Annotated in this window: 12 protein-coding genes and 1 tRNA gene; 3 read left to right on the top strand and 10 right to left on the bottom strand. The window is 65.3% G+C overall.

Annotation, left to right across the window (positions count from 1 at the left end):
- Positions 1 to 2: 2 nt before the first annotated feature.
- Positions 3 to 2,177 (top strand): TonB-dependent siderophore receptor, encoded by a 2,175-nt coding sequence (locus VXM69_RS05870; protein WP_367189144.1) that lies wholly within the window; start codon positions 3 to 5, stop codon positions 2,175 to 2,177.
- A 274-nt stretch (positions 2,178 to 2,451) separates the two neighbouring features.
- On the opposite strand, the gene VXM69_RS05865 is transcribed toward VXM69_RS05870, so the two are convergent.
- The 6 genes from VXM69_RS05865 to VXM69_RS05840 all read right to left on the bottom strand — a co-directional run bounded on the left by VXM69_RS05865 (position 2,452) and on the right by VXM69_RS05840 (position 9,290).
- Positions 2,452 to 2,527, bottom strand: a tRNA-Ile gene (locus VXM69_RS05865).
- A 129-nt stretch (positions 2,528 to 2,656) separates the two neighbouring features.
- On the bottom strand, positions 2,657 to 5,077 hold the full coding sequence (gene rpoD, locus VXM69_RS05860; protein WP_367189143.1) for an RNA polymerase sigma factor RpoD: 2,421 nt from the start codon (positions 5,075 to 5,077) through the stop codon (positions 2,657 to 2,659).
- Positions 5,078 to 5,165: 88 nt separating this feature from the next.
- Positions 5,166 to 7,031: a DNA primase gene (dnaG, locus tag VXM69_RS05855; protein ID WP_367189142.1), complete on the bottom strand. Its 1,866-nt coding sequence runs from the start codon at positions 7,029 to 7,031 to the stop codon at positions 5,166 to 5,168.
- Positions 7,032 to 7,101: 70 nt separating this feature from the next.
- Positions 7,102 to 7,548: a GatB/YqeY domain-containing protein gene (locus tag VXM69_RS05850; protein WP_006479409.1), complete on the bottom strand. Its 447-nt coding sequence runs from the start codon at positions 7,546 to 7,548 to the stop codon at positions 7,102 to 7,104.
- A 194-nt stretch (positions 7,549 to 7,742) separates the two neighbouring features.
- A complete protein-coding gene (gene rpsU / locus VXM69_RS05845; RefSeq protein ID WP_006479415.1) occupies positions 7,743 to 7,955 on the bottom strand; it encodes a 30S ribosomal protein S21 in 213 nt (70 codons plus the stop codon).
- Positions 7,956 to 8,060: 105 nt separating this feature from the next.
- Positions 8,061 to 9,290 carry an NAD(P)/FAD-dependent oxidoreductase gene (locus tag VXM69_RS05840; protein WP_367189226.1) on the bottom strand — a complete coding sequence of 410 codons (1,230 nt, stop codon included), beginning with the start codon at positions 9,288 to 9,290 and terminating at the stop codon, positions 8,061 to 8,063.
- 121 nt (positions 9,291 to 9,411) lie between these two features.
- On the opposite strand from VXM69_RS05840, the gene tsaD reads away from it, so the two are divergent.
- Positions 9,412 to 10,452, top strand: a complete 1,041-nt coding sequence (gene tsaD, locus VXM69_RS05835) for a tRNA (adenosine(37)-N6)-threonylcarbamoyltransferase complex transferase subunit TsaD (RefSeq protein WP_367189141.1) — start codon at positions 9,412 to 9,414, stop codon at positions 10,450 to 10,452.
- An 88-nt stretch (positions 10,453 to 10,540) separates the two neighbouring features.
- Here the strand turns inward: tsaD and folE2 are convergent, their stop codons facing one another.
- The 4 genes from folE2 to VXM69_RS05815 form a co-directional block, all read right to left on the bottom strand.
- Positions 10,541 to 11,350 (bottom strand): GTP cyclohydrolase FolE2, encoded by an 810-nt coding sequence (gene folE2, locus VXM69_RS05830; protein WP_011355803.1) that lies wholly within the window; start codon positions 11,348 to 11,350, stop codon positions 10,541 to 10,543.
- A gap of 154 nt (positions 11,351 to 11,504) precedes the next feature.
- Positions 11,505 to 13,409, bottom strand: coding sequence for a 1-deoxy-D-xylulose-5-phosphate synthase (dxs, locus tag VXM69_RS05825; RefSeq protein ID WP_034185740.1), 1,905 nt, complete (start codon positions 13,407 to 13,409; stop codon positions 11,505 to 11,507).
- An 81-nt stretch (positions 13,410 to 13,490) separates the two neighbouring features.
- Entirely contained in the window at positions 13,491 to 14,375 is an 885-nt protein-coding gene (locus VXM69_RS05820; RefSeq protein WP_367189140.1) for a polyprenyl synthetase family protein, read from the bottom strand.
- A complete protein-coding gene (locus VXM69_RS05815; protein ID WP_034185738.1) occupies positions 14,372 to 14,665 on the bottom strand; it encodes an exodeoxyribonuclease VII small subunit in 294 nt (97 codons plus the stop codon). The genes VXM69_RS05820 and VXM69_RS05815 overlap by 4 nt, the downstream gene beginning before the upstream one ends.
- A gap of 270 nt (positions 14,666 to 14,935) precedes the next feature.
- Between VXM69_RS05815 and VXM69_RS05810 the strand changes: the two genes are divergently transcribed.
- A complete protein-coding gene (locus VXM69_RS05810) occupies positions 14,936 to 16,042 on the top strand; it encodes an aromatic ring-hydroxylating dioxygenase subunit alpha (RefSeq protein WP_034185737.1) in 1,107 nt (368 codons plus the stop codon).
- Positions 16,043 to 16,158 lie beyond the last annotated feature (116 nt).

Below are 16,158 nucleotides of genomic sequence, written 5' to 3'. Positions count from 1 at the left end.
CCATGACAACGAGAATAGACCACCCGCGCGCACGGCGCGCGACGACGGGACGATGCAGCGGTGCCCCGCTCGCCTTTTCGGCGCTGTGCCTCGCCTCCTCGTGGGCGCACGCGCAAGGCACGCCGGCCCCGGCCGGCGACATGCTGCCCGCCTTGACGGTGGTGGGCACAAGGGACGCCGATGCGACCACCGAAGGCAGCGGCAGCTACGCTGCGAAGTGGGCCACCATCGGCGGAAAAGTCGCGCAATCGATCAAGGAGACGCCGAACTCGGTCTCGGTGCTCACGCGCGAGCGGATGGACGACCAGAACGTCACGACCATCCAGCAGGCGTTGCGCTCCGTGACCGGCGTCAGTTCGATCGACTACGGCGACGGTACCGCGTACTTCCGCGCGCGCGGCTCGCAGCTCGGCATTGAATTCGACGGGGTCCCGACACTGAGCGGCCTGCAGTACCAGTTGCAATTCGATCTGGCGATGTACGACCGCGTCGAAATCCTGCGCGGCCCGGCAGGCTCGATCGATGGCATGGGTGAGCCGGGCGGCGTCGTCAATCTCGTGCGCAAGCGCCCACAGGATCAGTTCCACCTCGCCACGGAAACACAGGTCGATTCGTTCGGCAGCGTGCGCCAGATGATCGACGTCACCGGGCCGCTGAACAAGGACGGCACGCTGCGCGGACGTGCCGTTCTCGTGGGCAGCACCGGTATGCAATCCATCGAGCGCACGCGCAGCAAGGAGGCGATGGCCTATGGTGCGCTCGATTGGGACCTCACGCCGCGCACGACGCTGTCGCTCTCGGGCGGCTATCAGGTCTCGCCGATTTCCGGCATCGATTACGGTGCGGGCGGCGTGCTGAACAGCACGCGTACCGCGCTCACCGGGCGCGTGCCGAGCGAATATACGCGGAACTTCAGCCCGAGCTGGAACTACGCGTACACCTCGTTGCAAGAGGTCAACGCCAACCTCGTGCATCGGTTCGAAAGCGCGTGGCAAGCCTCGACCACGCTGTTCTACCGCCACGAACTCTCCAAGGCCTACTACGCGTACTCCGGCCCCGGCGCAACCGCAAACGGCCTCGCGCGTTTCGGAGACCAGCGGCAGCGCACGAGCTACGACTGGTTCGGCGCGGACACCAATGTGTCCGGCCCGGTCTGCCTCTGGGGGCAAACGCATACGCTGACCATCGGCGCGAACTACGCGGTGATGACCTCGGGCGCGCAGTCGGGTTACCGCGCGTTGAGCGGCCCGTACGGGGGCGCCTACAGTCTCTACGATCCCAATGCGGTACCCGCCGTGGACGTACCGTACACGTTCGGCACCAATCACCGCACCGTGCAATACGGCGTCTATGCGCAGGCGCGCATCAAGCTCGCCGCGCCGCTGACGCTCGTGCTCGGCGGCCGCGAGGCGTTCCTGCAAGACCGCACGCAGTCGACGTTGCCGAGCGTCGCGGACTGGACGACCAACGCGCAGGTCAATCATCGCTTCCTGCCGTCCGCCGGCTTGCTGTGGGACATCGTGCCGTCGCTGACGGCCTATGCCAACTATGCGCGTTTCCTCGATGCGCAAACGCAAGGCACGTACTCGGGGCCGGGCCTGCCGCCGCGCTCGGGAGAGCAGTATGAAGTGGGCATGAAAAGCAGCCTGCTCGATGGCCGCCTGAATGCGAACGCCGCGCTGTTCCGCATCAACGACGACAACCGTGCCGTTGCCGATCCTGCCCATCAGTTCTATTACGTATCCGCAGGCAAGGCACGCAATCAGGGTATCGAACTCGAACTCACCGGCCAGCCGACGCCGGACTGGAATCTCTATGCTGGCTACACGTATCTGAACGCCCACTACGAGAACGATTCGCCCGATCTCACCGACGGCACAGATCCGAAGCATCTGTTCAAGCTGTGGACCCGATATACGCTCTCGCAAGGCCCGTTACGCGGATTCTCGATCGGGGGCGGCATGCTCGCGCAAACGCGTATTTCGCGTGGCGTCGAACAGGGTGGCTATGCGGTTTTCGACGCACAAGCGGGATATCGTTTCAACAAGCACGTGACGGCGTCGCTGCAATTGAATAACGTGTTCAATCGCAGGTACTACATTCGTCCGCCCAGCACCTATTACAGCGTATTCGGCGACGCGCGCAACGTGATGTTGACGGTGCGCTCGGATTTCTAGGCGCCGCCTCGGGGCCAATCCGTCACGCCACGGACGGCCCTATCGTCCGATAGCCGTCGCTCGGGCGCCGAGCATGGCCGCACCGGACTCACGGCGATTCGCGAAGCTGGCACAGGTCCGGGGGCAACAGATAACGGGAAAAATCCACCGGCCGCCCTCGCTTGCCCTGTCACTGTCCATGGAATCCCCTGGACACCGCAGGAAACAAAAAACCCGCGAAGCCTTATGGCATCGCGGGTTTCGAGACTTCCTCGGACAACGTTGGAAGCGAATCTGGTGGGCCCGGCGGGGTTCGAACCCGCGACCAATCGATTATGAGTCGACTGCTCTAACCGCTGAGCTACAAGCCCCGGTGAATGACGACGCGTGCTACACGCGACCCCGGCAACGAAGCCGGGCCGGCATTGTAACAACAAAGGAGACAAACGCCACCGGCATCACGCGGATGCCGGCGGCGTTCGCAGGAGAGACGCTGGAAATCAGTTCCCTTCGAGGAACGACTTCAGCTTGTCGGAACGGCTCGGGTGACGCAGCTTGCGCAGCGCCTTGGCCTCGATCTGACGGATCCGCTCGCGGGTGACGTCGAACTGCTTGCCGACTTCCTCGAGCGTGTGGTCGGTGCTCATCTCGATACCGAAACGCATCCGCAGCACCTTCGCCTCGCGCGGCGTCAGCGAATCGAGCACATCCTTCACGACGTCGCGCATGCTGGCATGCAGCGCTGCATCCGCCGGCGCGACCGTGTTGTTGTCCTCGATGAAGTCGCCGAGATGGGAATCGTCGTCGTCGCCGATCGGCGTTTCCATCGAGATCGGCTCCTTCGCGATCTTCATGATCTTGCGGATCTTGTCTTCCGGCATCTCCATCTTCTCGGCGAGCGTTGCCGGATCCGGCTCGAGACCGGTTTCCTGCAGGATCTGCCGCGAGATGCGGTTCATCTTGTTGATCGTTTCGATCATGTGAACCGGAATACGGATCGTGCGCGCCTGGTCCGCGATCGAACGCGTGATGGCCTGACGGATCCACCACGTCGCGTAAGTCGAGAACTTGTAGCCACGACGGTATTCGAACTTGTCCACCGCCTTCATCAGGCCGATGTTGCCTTCCTGGATCAGGTCCAGGAACTGCAGGCCGCGATTCGTGTACTTCTTCGCGATCGAGATCACGAGACGCAGGTTCGCCTCGGTCATTTCGCGCTTCGCCTGGCGCGCCTTCAGTTCGCCGGCCGCCATCTGGCGGTTGGTTTCCTTCAGGTCCTTCAGCGGCAGCACGACACGCGCCTGCAGGTCGAGCAGGCGCTGCTGCTGTTCGCGGATCGCCGGGACGTTACGCGACAGCACCGCGCTGTACGAATGGCCTTCGGCGGTGATCTTCTCGGCCCAGTCGAGATCGGTCTCGTTGCCCGGGAAGCGTGCGATGAATTCCGAGCGCGGCATGCCGCACTTGTCGACGACGATGTGCAGGATCTGACGTTCGACCTGACGCACTTCGTCCACCTGCGCACGCAGCGTGTCGCACAGGCGCTCGACGGTACGCGCGGTGAAGCGGATCGTCATCAGTTCGGTCTGGATCGTTTCCTGCGCCTTCAGGTAGGCCTTCGACTTGTAGCCTTCCTTTTCGAACGCGCGGCGCATCTTGTCGAACCACTCGCTGATCTGCGAGAACTTCTCGAGCGATGCGCGCTTGAGGGCTTCGAGCTGGGCGGCGTTCGCCGATGCCTGCGCGGCACCGTCGTCTTCCTCCTCTTCCTCTTCTTCCTCTTCCTCTTCGGCTTCCTCGTCCTCGTTCTCGATCGCTTCCGCTTCCTTCGCGGAGAAACCGTCGGTATCGGCGGAGTCCGACGCATTCGGATCGAGCAGGCCGTCGACGAGTTCGTCGACGCGGATCTCTTCGTTCGCGACGCGTTCGGCCATCGCGAGGATGTCGGCGATCGTCGTCGGGCACGCGGAGATGGCCATCACCATGTGGCGCAGGCCGTCCTCGATCCGCTTCGCGATCTCGATTTCGCCTTCGCGCGTGAGCAGCTCGACCGTGCCCATTTCGCGCATGTACATCCGGACCGGATCGGTCGTGCGGCCGAATTCCGAATCGACGGTGGACAGCGCGACTTCCGCTTCCTCCTCGACTTCATCGTCCGACGACGCAGCGGGTGCGTTGTCGTTCAGGAGCAGCGTTTCCGCGTCCGGCGCCTGCTCGTAAACCGCCACGCCCATGTCGTTGAACGTGCCGATGATGCCTTCGAGGGCTTCGGTCTCGGTGAAGTTGTCCGGCAGGTGGTCGTTGATTTCGGCGTACGTCAGGAAGCCGCGCTCCTTGCCGAGCTTGATCAGCGCGCGCAGTTTCACGCGGCGCTCTTCGAGCTCCTCGGCCGTGCCCGGCGTGCTCGTCGCGAACGCTTCCTTCAGCAGCGCCTTTTCCTTGGCGCGACGATCGCGCACCTTGGATTTGCCCGGAGCAGCCGCGGCTGCGGCGGGCTGCTCGTCGCTCTGATTTGCGTCGTCTTCGACGGATACTTCGTTCAGCTTTTTGGTCATGGAGTTCGCCGTACCGGCTATATCGACTCGCGGCTGCTGGACGACAGCCGGTTGAACCGTGGGTGCATGAGTAGTACGTACTGCCGTTTCGTCCGCGTCGGCAGTCGTGTCCCTTGCGCTTTTCGCACTTGCCCGCTTCGCCGCCGGCTTGGCCGGCCCGGAGTCGGGTCTCGCGGCAGCCCGTGTTCTGGCTGCCGGTGCCGGCGCAGCCTGAGCAGTGCCGGCCGCGGTTTTCTTTCCTGCTGGGGCTGACGTGGCTGAAGACGTTGTCCCGGAGGAAGAAGCAGACTTGGCCGCTGTGACCTTCTTGGTCGGCTCCGTCGAGCCCTTGCCTGTTGCTTTCTTTCCGCCTGTCGTCTTTGCCATCGCGAATCTCGCCTTTGCTTGGAAAACAAACCGCTGGAAACCTTATATTATAGCACGCTGGGGAGCCCTCTCTAAGCGCCCCGGCCGCCTACAGCCCGAGCCGACGTTTCATGTCGGTTCGCTGCTGGTTCAATTCCGTCAATTCGGCCAACTCCTCGGGTGTGAAGGTGGATTGCCGCGCCAGCCGGTCAAGCCGGTCGCAGCAGGCGTCATAACGCATCTTGAGCACCGCCGCCTGCAGCTCCTCCCCCGCGATCCGTTCCTGCTCACGCTGCCGCTCGGGCACCGTCTCGTCTGCCGGATTCTGTAACAGCAAATCGCGGACGTTTTCATCATAGTCCAGAATTTCGCGGAAGATTTCCTCGTAAGTCGCCCCGTTCGAGGACGTCCGCAGGACATCCGACAGCAACCGGAACTCCGCGCCGTCGCCCAGCGCGCGCGCATGGTCGACGACTTCCGCGAACAGCTCGCCGATGCGCGGCAAGGTGCGCAGGGTCGCAATCTGCTCGTCGTCGAGCTGCGACGCGATGCGCGGATGCATCACCAGCGTGCGCAGTGCGCGCTTTTCGCTGTCCGTCACGCGGCGCCGCTCGCTGCGCGCGGGCGCCTGGCGCGGCGGCGCCGCGATCCGCGTATCGACGTCGGACAGCGCCGCGACCTCTTCGAACGGAATATCGAGGCGGTCCGCGAACATGTGCATGATCTGCGCGCGCAATGCGTTCGCGGGAAGCGCCTGCAGCAGCGGCTTCGCATCGAACAGCGCCTTCGCGCGGCCTTCCGGCTGATCGAGCGCCTTGCCCGAAATTGCTTCGTTCAACAGAAATTGTGACAGCGGCATCGCGCGCTCGACCTGCTCGGAGAACGCTTCGGCGCCGAACTCGCGCACATAGCTGTCCGGATCGTGCTCGGTCGGCAGAAAAAGGAACCGGATCGTGCGGTTGTCGCCCGCATGCGGCAGGCAAGCCTCGAGCGCGCGCCGCGCCGCCCGCCGCCCGGCCGAATCGCCGTCGAAACTGAAAATGACCGTGTCGGTCTGGCGCAGCAGCTTCTGCACGTGAATCGGCGTGCACGCGGTGCCGAGCGTCGCGACCGCGTTCGGGAACCCGAGCTGCGCGAGCGCGACGACGTCCATGTAGCCTTCGACGACCAGCACGTACTTGCGCTCGCGAATCGCGAGCCGCGCCTCGAACAACCCGTACAGCTCGCTGCCCTTGTTGAACAGCGGCGTTTCGGGGGAGTTCAGGTATTTCGGTTCGCCGCTGCCGAGCACGCGGCCGCCGAAGCCGATCACCTGTCCCTTCACGTTGCGGATCGGGAACATGATCCGCTCGCGGAACCGGTCGTAGCGGCGCGCGACGCCCTGCGCGTCGGTCTTCTCGCTGACGATCACGAGCCCCGACTCGACGAGCGACTCGTCGCGATAGTCCGGGAACGCGGCTTCGAGGTTCTGCCAGCCGTCCGGCGCGTAGCCGAGGCCGAAACGCGCGGCGATCTCGCCGGTCAGGCCCCGATTCTTCAGGTACTGGATCGCGACGGTCGCACCGCGCAACTGCTTGCGGTAGTAGTCGCACGCGGCCGTCATCGCATCGGACAGCGCGGTCGCGACCGATTTCGACACCGGCGCCGGATAGTCGCCGCCACCGCCCCCGCCGCGCATCGACGGCTCGTGCGGCACGGTCAGCCCGACGGACTGCGCGAGTTCCTGCACGGCTTCCGGGAACGTGAGCCCCGCGTGCTCCATCAGGAAGCCGATTGCCGTGCCGTGCGCGCCGCAACCGAAGCAGTGATAGAACTGCTTGGTCGGGCTGACGGTAAACGACGGGCTCTTCTCGTTATGGAACGGGCACAACCCCATGAAGTTGGCGCCGCCCTTCTTGAGCTGCACGTACCGACCCACCACGTCGACGATATCGACGCGGTTCAGCAAGTCCTGCAGGAACGAATGCGGAATCACCGTGGGATCGAACGAAAAAAGACAATACGACGCCCGGCGCACGCATCGCTGGGCGCGCCGGGAACGGGTTTTACTTCGTGAGCGCGGCCTTGACCTGCGCGGAAACGGCCGTCATGTCGGCACGACCGGCGAGCTTGCCTTTCAGCACGCCCATCACCTTGCCCATGTCCTGCGGACCGGCTGCGCCGGTTTGCGCGACCGCCGCCTGGACTTCGGCCGCCACTTCGGCGTCCGACAGTTGCGCGGGCATGTAACCGCCCAGCACGGTCAGCTCGGCCTGCTCCTTCGCGACGAGGTCGTCGCGGCCGGCGGCCTGGAACTGGCTGATCGAATCCTTGCGCTGCTTGATCATCTTGTCGATCACGGCCGTGATGCCCGCGTCGTCGAGCGTCACGCGATCATCGACCTCACGCTGCTTGATCGCGGCCATCAGCAGGCGAATCGTCGCCAGGCGCTCGCTTTCCTTCGCGCGCATCGCGGCCTTCATGTCTTCGCTGATCTGCTCTTTCAAACTCATCTTTCACCCGGGATGGAAACGTGAATCCGACGCCCGTGAACGGGCGTCAACACAAAAACCCGCTTGGGACAGTGTCTCAAGCGGGTTGCTCGAATCCGGCATCGGCGACTCGCCGCCTGATCGGCTGTGCGATCGCACCCGATCGCACGGAGTCGCCGGTGCGCCGCTCAGCGAACCGCGCGGCGCCCAATCGTTCAGTACAGCTTCTTCGGCAGCGTCTGGCTGCGAATCCGCTTGTAATGACGCTTCACCGCAGCGGCCTTCTTGCGCTTGCGCTCCGCGGTCGGCTTCTCGTAAAACTCGCGCGCGCGAAGCTCGGTCAGCAGACCATTCTTCTCGATCGTGCGCTTGAAGCGACGCATTGCAACTTCGAACGGCTCGTTCTCTTTAACGCGAATGATCGTCATGATCCGACACGAATAAAGGTTTGCAGGGAAAGACTACCGAGTATAGCAGAGCGATTGTTCAAAGGCACGGGGCTTGGTCCCGCTAAAACCAGGCTGGCCGGCCCGTCAGGTGCCGCGCGCATATTCCGCCGCGGCCTGCCCGGCCGCCGTGCCGGACGCCCACGCCCACTGGAAGTTGTAGCCGCCGAGCCAGCCCGTCACGTCCACGGCCTCGCCGACGAAGAACAGCCCCGGCACGCGCGCGCTCATCATCGACGCCGACGACAGCTCCCGCGTATCGATCCCGCCCTTCGTCACCTCGGCCTTCTTGTAGCCTTCGGTGCCGTTCGGCGTCAGCGTCCAGCCGGCGAGCGCGTCGCCGATCTGGCGCAGCGTCTTGTCGGGCAGGTCCGCGAGCCGCGCGTCGGCCGCGATGCGATGCGTGTCGAGCCATGCATGCGCGAGGCGCGACGGCACCCAGTCTGCCAGCAGCGAACCGATCTGGCGCTTCGACGTGCGCTTCGCATCGAGCAGGTCGGCCACCGTGTCGCGCTGCGGCAGCAGGTCGACGCGGATCGGGTCGCCGGGCTGCCAGTAGCTCGAGATCTGCAGGATGCCGGGCCCGGACAGGCCGCGATGGGTCAACAGCAGATCCTCGACGAATTCGCCGCCGCGCTTCCTGTCGCCGGTCGACACGCGTACCTCGAGCGACACGCCCGACAGCGCCGCGAACGGCTCCCAGTCCTGCGGCGCGAACGTCAGCGGCACGAGCGCGGGCCGCGTATCGACGAGCTTGTGGCCGAACTGCTTCGCCAGCCGGTAGCCGAAGTCGGTCGCGCCGATCTTCGGAATCGACAGGCCGCCCGTCGCGACGATCAGGGCGCGCGCACCGATCGCGCCGGCCTGCTGCGTGTCGAGCACGAAGCCGTCGGCCGGCGCGTGGCGCACCGCATCGACGACGACGGGCCGGCGCCACGCGATGCCGCCCGCGTCGCACTCGTGCTTCAGCACGTCGATGATCGCGTCGCTGCCGTGGTCGCAGAAGAGCTGGCCCTTGTGCTTTTCGTGCCAGGTCACGTGATGGCGCTTGAGCAGCCCGAGGAAGTCGCGCGGCGTATAGCGCGCCAGCGCCGAGCGCGCGAAATGCGGATTCGACGACAGATAGTTGTCGGGGCCGGCGTACAGGTTCGTGAAGTTGCAGCGGCCGCCGCCCGAGATGCGGATCTTCTCGGCGAGCCGCGGCGCGTGATCGATCAGCACGACGCGGCGGCCGAGCTGCCCGGCGACCGCGGCGCTCATCATCCCGGCGGCGCCCGCGCCGATCACGGCGATGTCATAGGTTTCCATGGCGCGGATTGTACCTGCCCGGCATCGGGCCCGGGCCGCCGCCTGCGCCGGCCGGCCCTCGCCTGCTATACTTTCCGGTTACGTTGACCTTCCCGCGGCGCGCCCGACACCGCGCGCCCTGCCCGCACCCATGCTCGTTCTCGGCATCGAAAGCTCCTGCGACGAAACCGGCCTCGCGCTCTACGACACGCAGCGCGGCCTGCTCGCGCACGCGCTCCATTCGCAGATCGCTATGCACCGCGACTACGGCGGCGTCGTGCCCGAGCTCGCGTCGCGCGACCACATCCGCCGCGCGCTGCCGCTGCTCGAGGAAGTGATGGCGCAAAGCGGCACGCGCCGCGACGACATCGATGCGATCGCGTTCACGCAGGGCCCCGGCCTCGCCGGCGCGCTGCTGGTCGGCGCGAGCATCGCGAATGCGCTCGCCCTCGCATGGAACAAGCCGACCGTCGGCATCCATCACCTCGAAGGCCACCTGCTGTCGCCGCTGCTCGTCGACGCGCCGCCGCCGTTTCCGTTCATCGCGCTGCTGGTATCCGGCGGCCACACGCAGCTGATGCGCGTGACCGACGTCGGCGTGTACGAGACGCTCGGCGAAACGCTCGACGACGCGGCCGGCGAAGCGTTCGACAAGACGGCGAAGCTGATCGGCCTCGGCTACCCGGGCGGCCCGGAAGTGTCGAAGCTCGCCGAGACGGGCACGCCGGGCGCGGTCGTGCTGCCGCGCCCGATGCTGCATTCGGGCGATCTCGACTTCAGCTTCAGCGGCCTGAAGACGGCCGTGCTCACGCAGATGAAGAAGTTCGAGGCGGCGAAGCTGGAAGGCGAAGCACTCGATCGCGCGAAAGCCGATCTTGCGCGCGGCTTCGTCGACGCGGCCGTCGACGTGCTCGTTGCGAAGTCGCTCGCCGCGCTGAAGCAGACCCGACTCAAGCGCCTCGTGGTCGCGGGCGGCGTCGGCGCGAACCGCCAGTTGCGTGCGGCATTGTCGGCCGCCGCGGCCAAGCGCGGCTTCGACGTGCACTACCCCGATCTCGCGCTCTGCACCGACAACGGCGCGATGATCGCGCTCGCGGGCGCACTGCGGCTCGGCCGCTGGCCCGAGCAGGCGAATGCGGACTACGCATTCACGGTGAAGCCGCGCTGGGATCTCGCGTCGCTCGCCCGCTGACTCCCCGCAACGCGACACCGCACGCAAGACAACAAAAAGGCCGCTCGTTCGAGCGGCCTTCTTCATGGCGCGACAAAAAGACGCGGCGTCATGCAGCCTGACGCTTGTCGCGCTCGATCAGCGCGTACGCGCTGTGATTGTGGATCGACTCGAAGTTCTCGGCCTCGAGCACGTAGGCGGCCACGCGCTCGTCCGCATCGAGACGCTGCGCGACGTCGCGCACGAGATCCTCGACGAACTTCGGATTCTCGTAGGCGCGCTCGGTGACGAACTTCTCGTCCGGACGCTTCAACAGGCCCCACAGTTCGCACGACGCCTCTTCTTCCGCGATACGGATCAGCGCCTCGACCGGCAGGTCGGCTGCAAGCTCCGCATCGATCGTCACATGCGAGCGCTGGTTGTGCGCGCCGTACTGCGAGATCTTCTTCGAGCACGGGCACAGGCTCGTCACCGGCACGAGCACCTTCAGGAACAGGCGCGTGTCGCCGTTGCGGCTTTCGCCCGCGAGCGTCACTTCGTAGTCGAGCAGGCTCTGCACGCCCGACACCGGCGCCGTCTTGTTCACGAAGTACGGGAACGTGACCTCGATGCGGCCGGCTTCGGCTTCGAGCTTCTCGAGCATCGACGCGAGCATCGCGCGGAAACGCTCGACCGTCAGCGGCGCGCGGTTCTCTTCGAGCAGCGCGACGAAGCGCGACATGTGCGTGCCTTTCTGGTCGGCAGGCAGGCGAACGTCGAGGTTCCAGACACCGACGGTCGGCTGCACGTCGCCGCTTTCGGTGCACACCGTCAACGGATGCCGGACCGCCTTCACGCCCACGCGCTGAATCGGGATCTGACGGGTATCCACCGTGCTCTGCACGTCGGGCATCACGAAGGCGGGATTCATCTGGTTCATCTTGTTCAATCCTTGTAAGCCGCGCGTCCGACGACGCGCACGCCGCGTCATGCGGCAGCCGGAAAAGCAACATGGGCCCGCAGGCCCATGTTTTCCGCATCAATGAAGACCGGTTGCGCCAGTCGCACCGGCACCGCCCACGGGCGGCGCCAGCTTATGCGACGCGCTTCGCCTGACCGGCGACATCGGCCGCCGGGCTCAGAAAGCGTTCGCGAATCGATTTCGCGATGCCCGCGCCGTCGAGGCCGCATTGCGACAGCAGCTTCGCGGGATCGCCGTGATCGATGAACAGGTCAGGGAGGCCCAATTGTAGTACGGGTCGGATAACCCCACTCTCCATCAGGGCTTCCACGCAGGCCGAGCCCGCGCCCCCCATCACGCAACCTTCCTCGACCGTGACGAGGTAGTCGTGCGTTTCGGCGAGCTCGCGCACGAGCGCCGCGTCGACCGGCTTCACGAAGCGCATGTTCGCGACCGTTGCGTCGAGCTCCTCGCCCGCCGCCAGCGACGGTGCGACCATCGTGCCGAATGCGAGGATCGCGACGCGCTTGCCTTCCGGCTGCGACGTGCGGCGACGCACTTCGCCCTTGCCGACCGGGATCTCGGTGAATTCCTTCACCGTCGCCACCCCGGTGCCCGCGCCGCGCGGATAACGCACCGCGGTCGGGTTCGGCTGCTGCAGCGCCGTGTGCAGCATCTGGCGGCATTCGTTCTCGTCGGATGCCGCCATGATCGTCATGTTCGGGATGCAGCGCATGAACGCGAGATCGTACGCACCCGCGTGCGTCGCGCCGTCCGCGCCGACGAGGCCCGCGCGGTCGATCGCGAACACGACCGGCAGGTTCTGCAGCGCGACGTCGTGAATCAGCTGGTCGTATGCCCGTTGCAGGAACGTCGAATAGATCGCGACGACCGGCTTAAGCCCTTCGGTTGCGAGGCCGCCCGCGAACGTCACCGCGTGCTGCTCGGCGATGCCGACGTCGTAGTAGCGATCCTTGAAACGCTTCTCGAACTCGACCATGCCCGAGCCTTCGCGCATCGCGGGCGTGATGCCGACGACGCGCGTATCGCGCTCGGCTTCATCGCACAGCCATTCGCCGAACACCTGCGTGTAGGTCTTCTTCGCGGGCGTGGTCGACGGCTTGATGCCTTCGGCCGGGTTGAACTTGCCGGGACCGTGATAGAGCACGGGATCGGCTTCGGCGAGCTTGTAGCCCTGGCCTTTCTTCGTCACCACGTGCAGGAACTGCGGGCCGCGCAGTTCGCGGATGTTCTGCAGCGTCGGGATCAGCGAATCGAGATCGTGACCGTCGATCGGGCCGATGTAGTTGAAGCCGAACTCCTCGAACAGCGTGGCCGGCACGACCATGCCCTTCGCGTGCTCCTCGAGCTTGCGCGCGAGTTCGAGCACCGGCGGCGCCACGCTCAGCACGCGCTCGACACCGGCACGCGCGGCCGCATAGAAGCGGCCCGACATCAGGCGGGCGAGATGACGATTCAGCGCGCCGACCGGCGGCGAGATCGACATGTCGTTGTCGTTCAGGATCACGAGCACCTTCGCATCTTCCGACACGCCCGCGTTGTTCATCGCCTCGAACGCCATGCCGGCCGTCATCGCGCCGTCGCCGATCACGGCGATCGAGAAGCGGTCGTCGCCGTTCAGCTGGCTGCCGATCGCCATGCCCAGCGCGGCCGAGATCGACGTGCTCGAGTGCGCGGTGCCGAACGTGTCGTATTCGGATTCGCTGCGGCGCGGGAAGCCCGAGATGCCGTCCTGCTGACGCAGCGAATGCATCTGGTCGCGGCGGCCCGTCAGGATCTTGTGCGGGTAGGTCTGGTGGCCCACGTCCCAGACGATGCGATCGTTCGGCGTGTTGAACACGTAGTGCAACGCGATCGTCAGCTCGACCGTCCCGAGGTTGGACGACAAATGGCCGCCCGTCTTCGACACGCTGTCGAGCACGAACGCACGCAGTTCATCCGCGAGCGGTTGCAGTTGGCGACGATCGAGGCGGCGCAAATCCGCCGGATCGTCGATGGTTTTCAGCAAGTCGTACATCGTCGTTCCATTGTAGGAAATCAAACGCGCCCGCATTCTATTGCACGCACCGTAGCGTGTGCGCGGCGGCGGGCTTTCGCGTCAGCTGACCCGGTTCACTACCAGGTCGGCAAGTTCGGCGAGACGCTGTGCGCGTGCGCCGAACGGTTTCAGCGCGTCGTGCGCTTCGGCGCGCAGCTGCGCTGCCAGCTCGCGCGACGCCTCGAGGCCGAGGATCGATACGTAGGTCGGCTTGTCGTTCGCCGCGTCCTTGCCGGCCGTCTTGCCGAGCGTCGCCGAATCGGTCGTGACGTCGAGAATGTCGTCGACGACCTGGAAGGCCAGACCCACGGCCCCCGCATAGACGTCGAGCGCGGCCATCGTTTCCACCGACGGCGTCTCGCCGGCCAGCGCGCCCATCCGCACGGCCGCGCGCAGCAGTGCGCCGGTCTTCATCCGGTGCATCGTTTCGAGCTGTTCGCGCGTCAGCTTGAGGCCGACGCTCGCCAGGTCGATCGCCTGCCCGCCCGCCATGCCGATCGAGCCGCTCGCAAGCGCCAGTTCACGCACGAGCGCGGCCTGCTGCACCGGCGACAGCGCCTCGGCGTCGGTCAGCGCGACGAACGCCTGCGACTGCAGCGCGTCGCCGACCAGCAGGGCCGTCGGCTCGTCGTACTGCACGTGCACGGTCGGCTTGCCGCGGCGCAACGCATCGTCGTCCATGCACGGCATGTCGTCGTGCACGAGCGAATAGACGTGGATCATCTCCAGCGCCGCCGCCGCCGCATTGCGTGCCGCTTCCGTCGCGCCGGTCAGTTCGCCTGCTGCATGGCACAGCAGCGGACGAACCCGCTTGCCGCCACCGAGGACCGCGTAGCGCATCGCCTCGTGAAGTTTCGCGGGCATCGCGGTATCGGCGGGCAGATAGTGGCCGAGTGCGTTCTCGACACGGTCAAGCACGGACCGCATCCATTGTTCGAATGTCATAGATCGTCGTCTTCGCCGTCCGTGGCGGCCGTTCCGGACGAAAGCGGCTTCAGCGTCGCGCCGTCGAGCACGCGAACCTGCTGCTCCACTTTCTCGAGCTGCTGTTGGCAAAACGCAACGAGGGCCGCACCGCGGCGGTATGCCGTCAGTGAATCCTCGAGGCTCAACGCGCCGCCTTCCATCCGGGCAACCAGCGTCTCGAGTTCCGCGAGCGCCATCTCGTAATTGTCCGGCAACGGTTCGGTGCCATTGCCGGGCGGCGTGGCGCCTGGGGATGCGGTTTTCGCCATGGACGAGGTGTCAAATTTCAAAACAAGTCGGACATTCTACGGCAAAAGAGAATTTTCCGACCTGCCGTCGTGGGCACCCCGGTACATATTCCGGCCCCATCTCCGACGCACATTGTGCGCCTCCCGCGGGTCGCCCGACAAAAAATTGACACAAATCAGGCACTTAATCCTAGCCTTGCGAGGCGAACCGGGTATAATTCCCCGTTTCCCTAAATCGATTTTTCGATGGTTGGGTTGTTCACTGCTTTCACGCTAACACCGGGAGTGGGAATGTCCAATCTGAGCGATGCGCTTCAGTTGAAGTCGGCCCACAGCCAGCTTCCAGTCACTGCATATTTCGATGAGGCGCTACTCGAGCGCGAGATCGAAACCCTCTTCAAGAAAGGACCTCGTTACGTCGGGCACGAATTGATGGTGCCCGAGGCGGGGGATTATTTCGCGCTGCCGTCCGAGCAGGAAGGCCGCGTGCTGGTCCGCAACCAGACGAACCAGATCGAACTGCTGTCGAACGTCTGCCGCCACCGTCAGGCGATCATGCTCAACGGGCGCGGCCGCACGCAGAACATCGTGTGCCCGCTGCACCGCTGGACGTACGACCTGGAAGGCGAGTTGCTCGGCGCACCGCACTTCCCCGACAAGCCGTGCCTGAACCTCGGCAAGAGCCCGCTGCAAAACTGGCAGGGGCTGCTGTTCGAGGCCGAAGGCCGCAACGTCGCGCGCGATCTTGCCCACCTCGGCACCAAGCATCACTTCGACTTCTCCGAGTACCACTTCGATCACGTCGAAGTGCACGAGTGCGATTACAACTGGAAGACGTTCATCGAGGTCTACCTTGAGGATTACCACGTCGTCCCGTTCCACCCGGGTCTCGGCAGCTTCGTGTCGTGCGACGACCTCAAGTGGGAGTTCGGCGACTGGTACAGCGTGCAGACGGTCGGCGTGCACAACGCGCTCGCGAAACCGGGCAGCGCGACTTACCAGAAATGGCACGAGCAGGTGCTGAAGTTCCGCAACGGCGTGCCGCCGGAGTTCGGCGCGATCTGGATGGTCTACTACCCGGGCCTGATGATCGAGTGGTACCCGCACGTGCTCGTCGTGTCGTGGCTGATCCCGCGCGGCCCGCAGAAGACGACCAACATCGTCGAGTTCTATTACCCCGAGGAAATCGCGCTGTTCGAACGCGAATTCGTCGAGGCCGAGCGCGCCGCCTATATGGAAACGGCCGTCGAGGACGACGAGATCGCCATGCGGATGGACGCAGGCCGCCGTGCGCTGATGGCACGCGGCGAGTCGCAGGTCGGCCCGTACCAGAGCCCGATGGAAGACGGCATGCAGCACTTCCACGAATTCCTGCGCCGCCACCTCGGCGACCTCTGACGGCCGGTGCGGCGCCTTGACGCCGCATGGTATCCGGCAGACGAAAAGACGGGCTTCGGCCCGTCTTTTTTTGTTTAGACTTGGAGTGTCAGGCCAATTGCACTCCAGGGAGTCGT

The sequence above is a fragment of the Burkholderia sp. Ed8 genome (assembly GCF_040761425.1).
Lineage (GTDB): Bacteria > Pseudomonadota > Gammaproteobacteria > Burkholderiales > Burkholderiaceae > Burkholderia > Burkholderia seminalis.
Note: the sequence above shows the minus strand (reverse complement) of the source record. Positions and strands in the feature narration are given on the sequence as shown.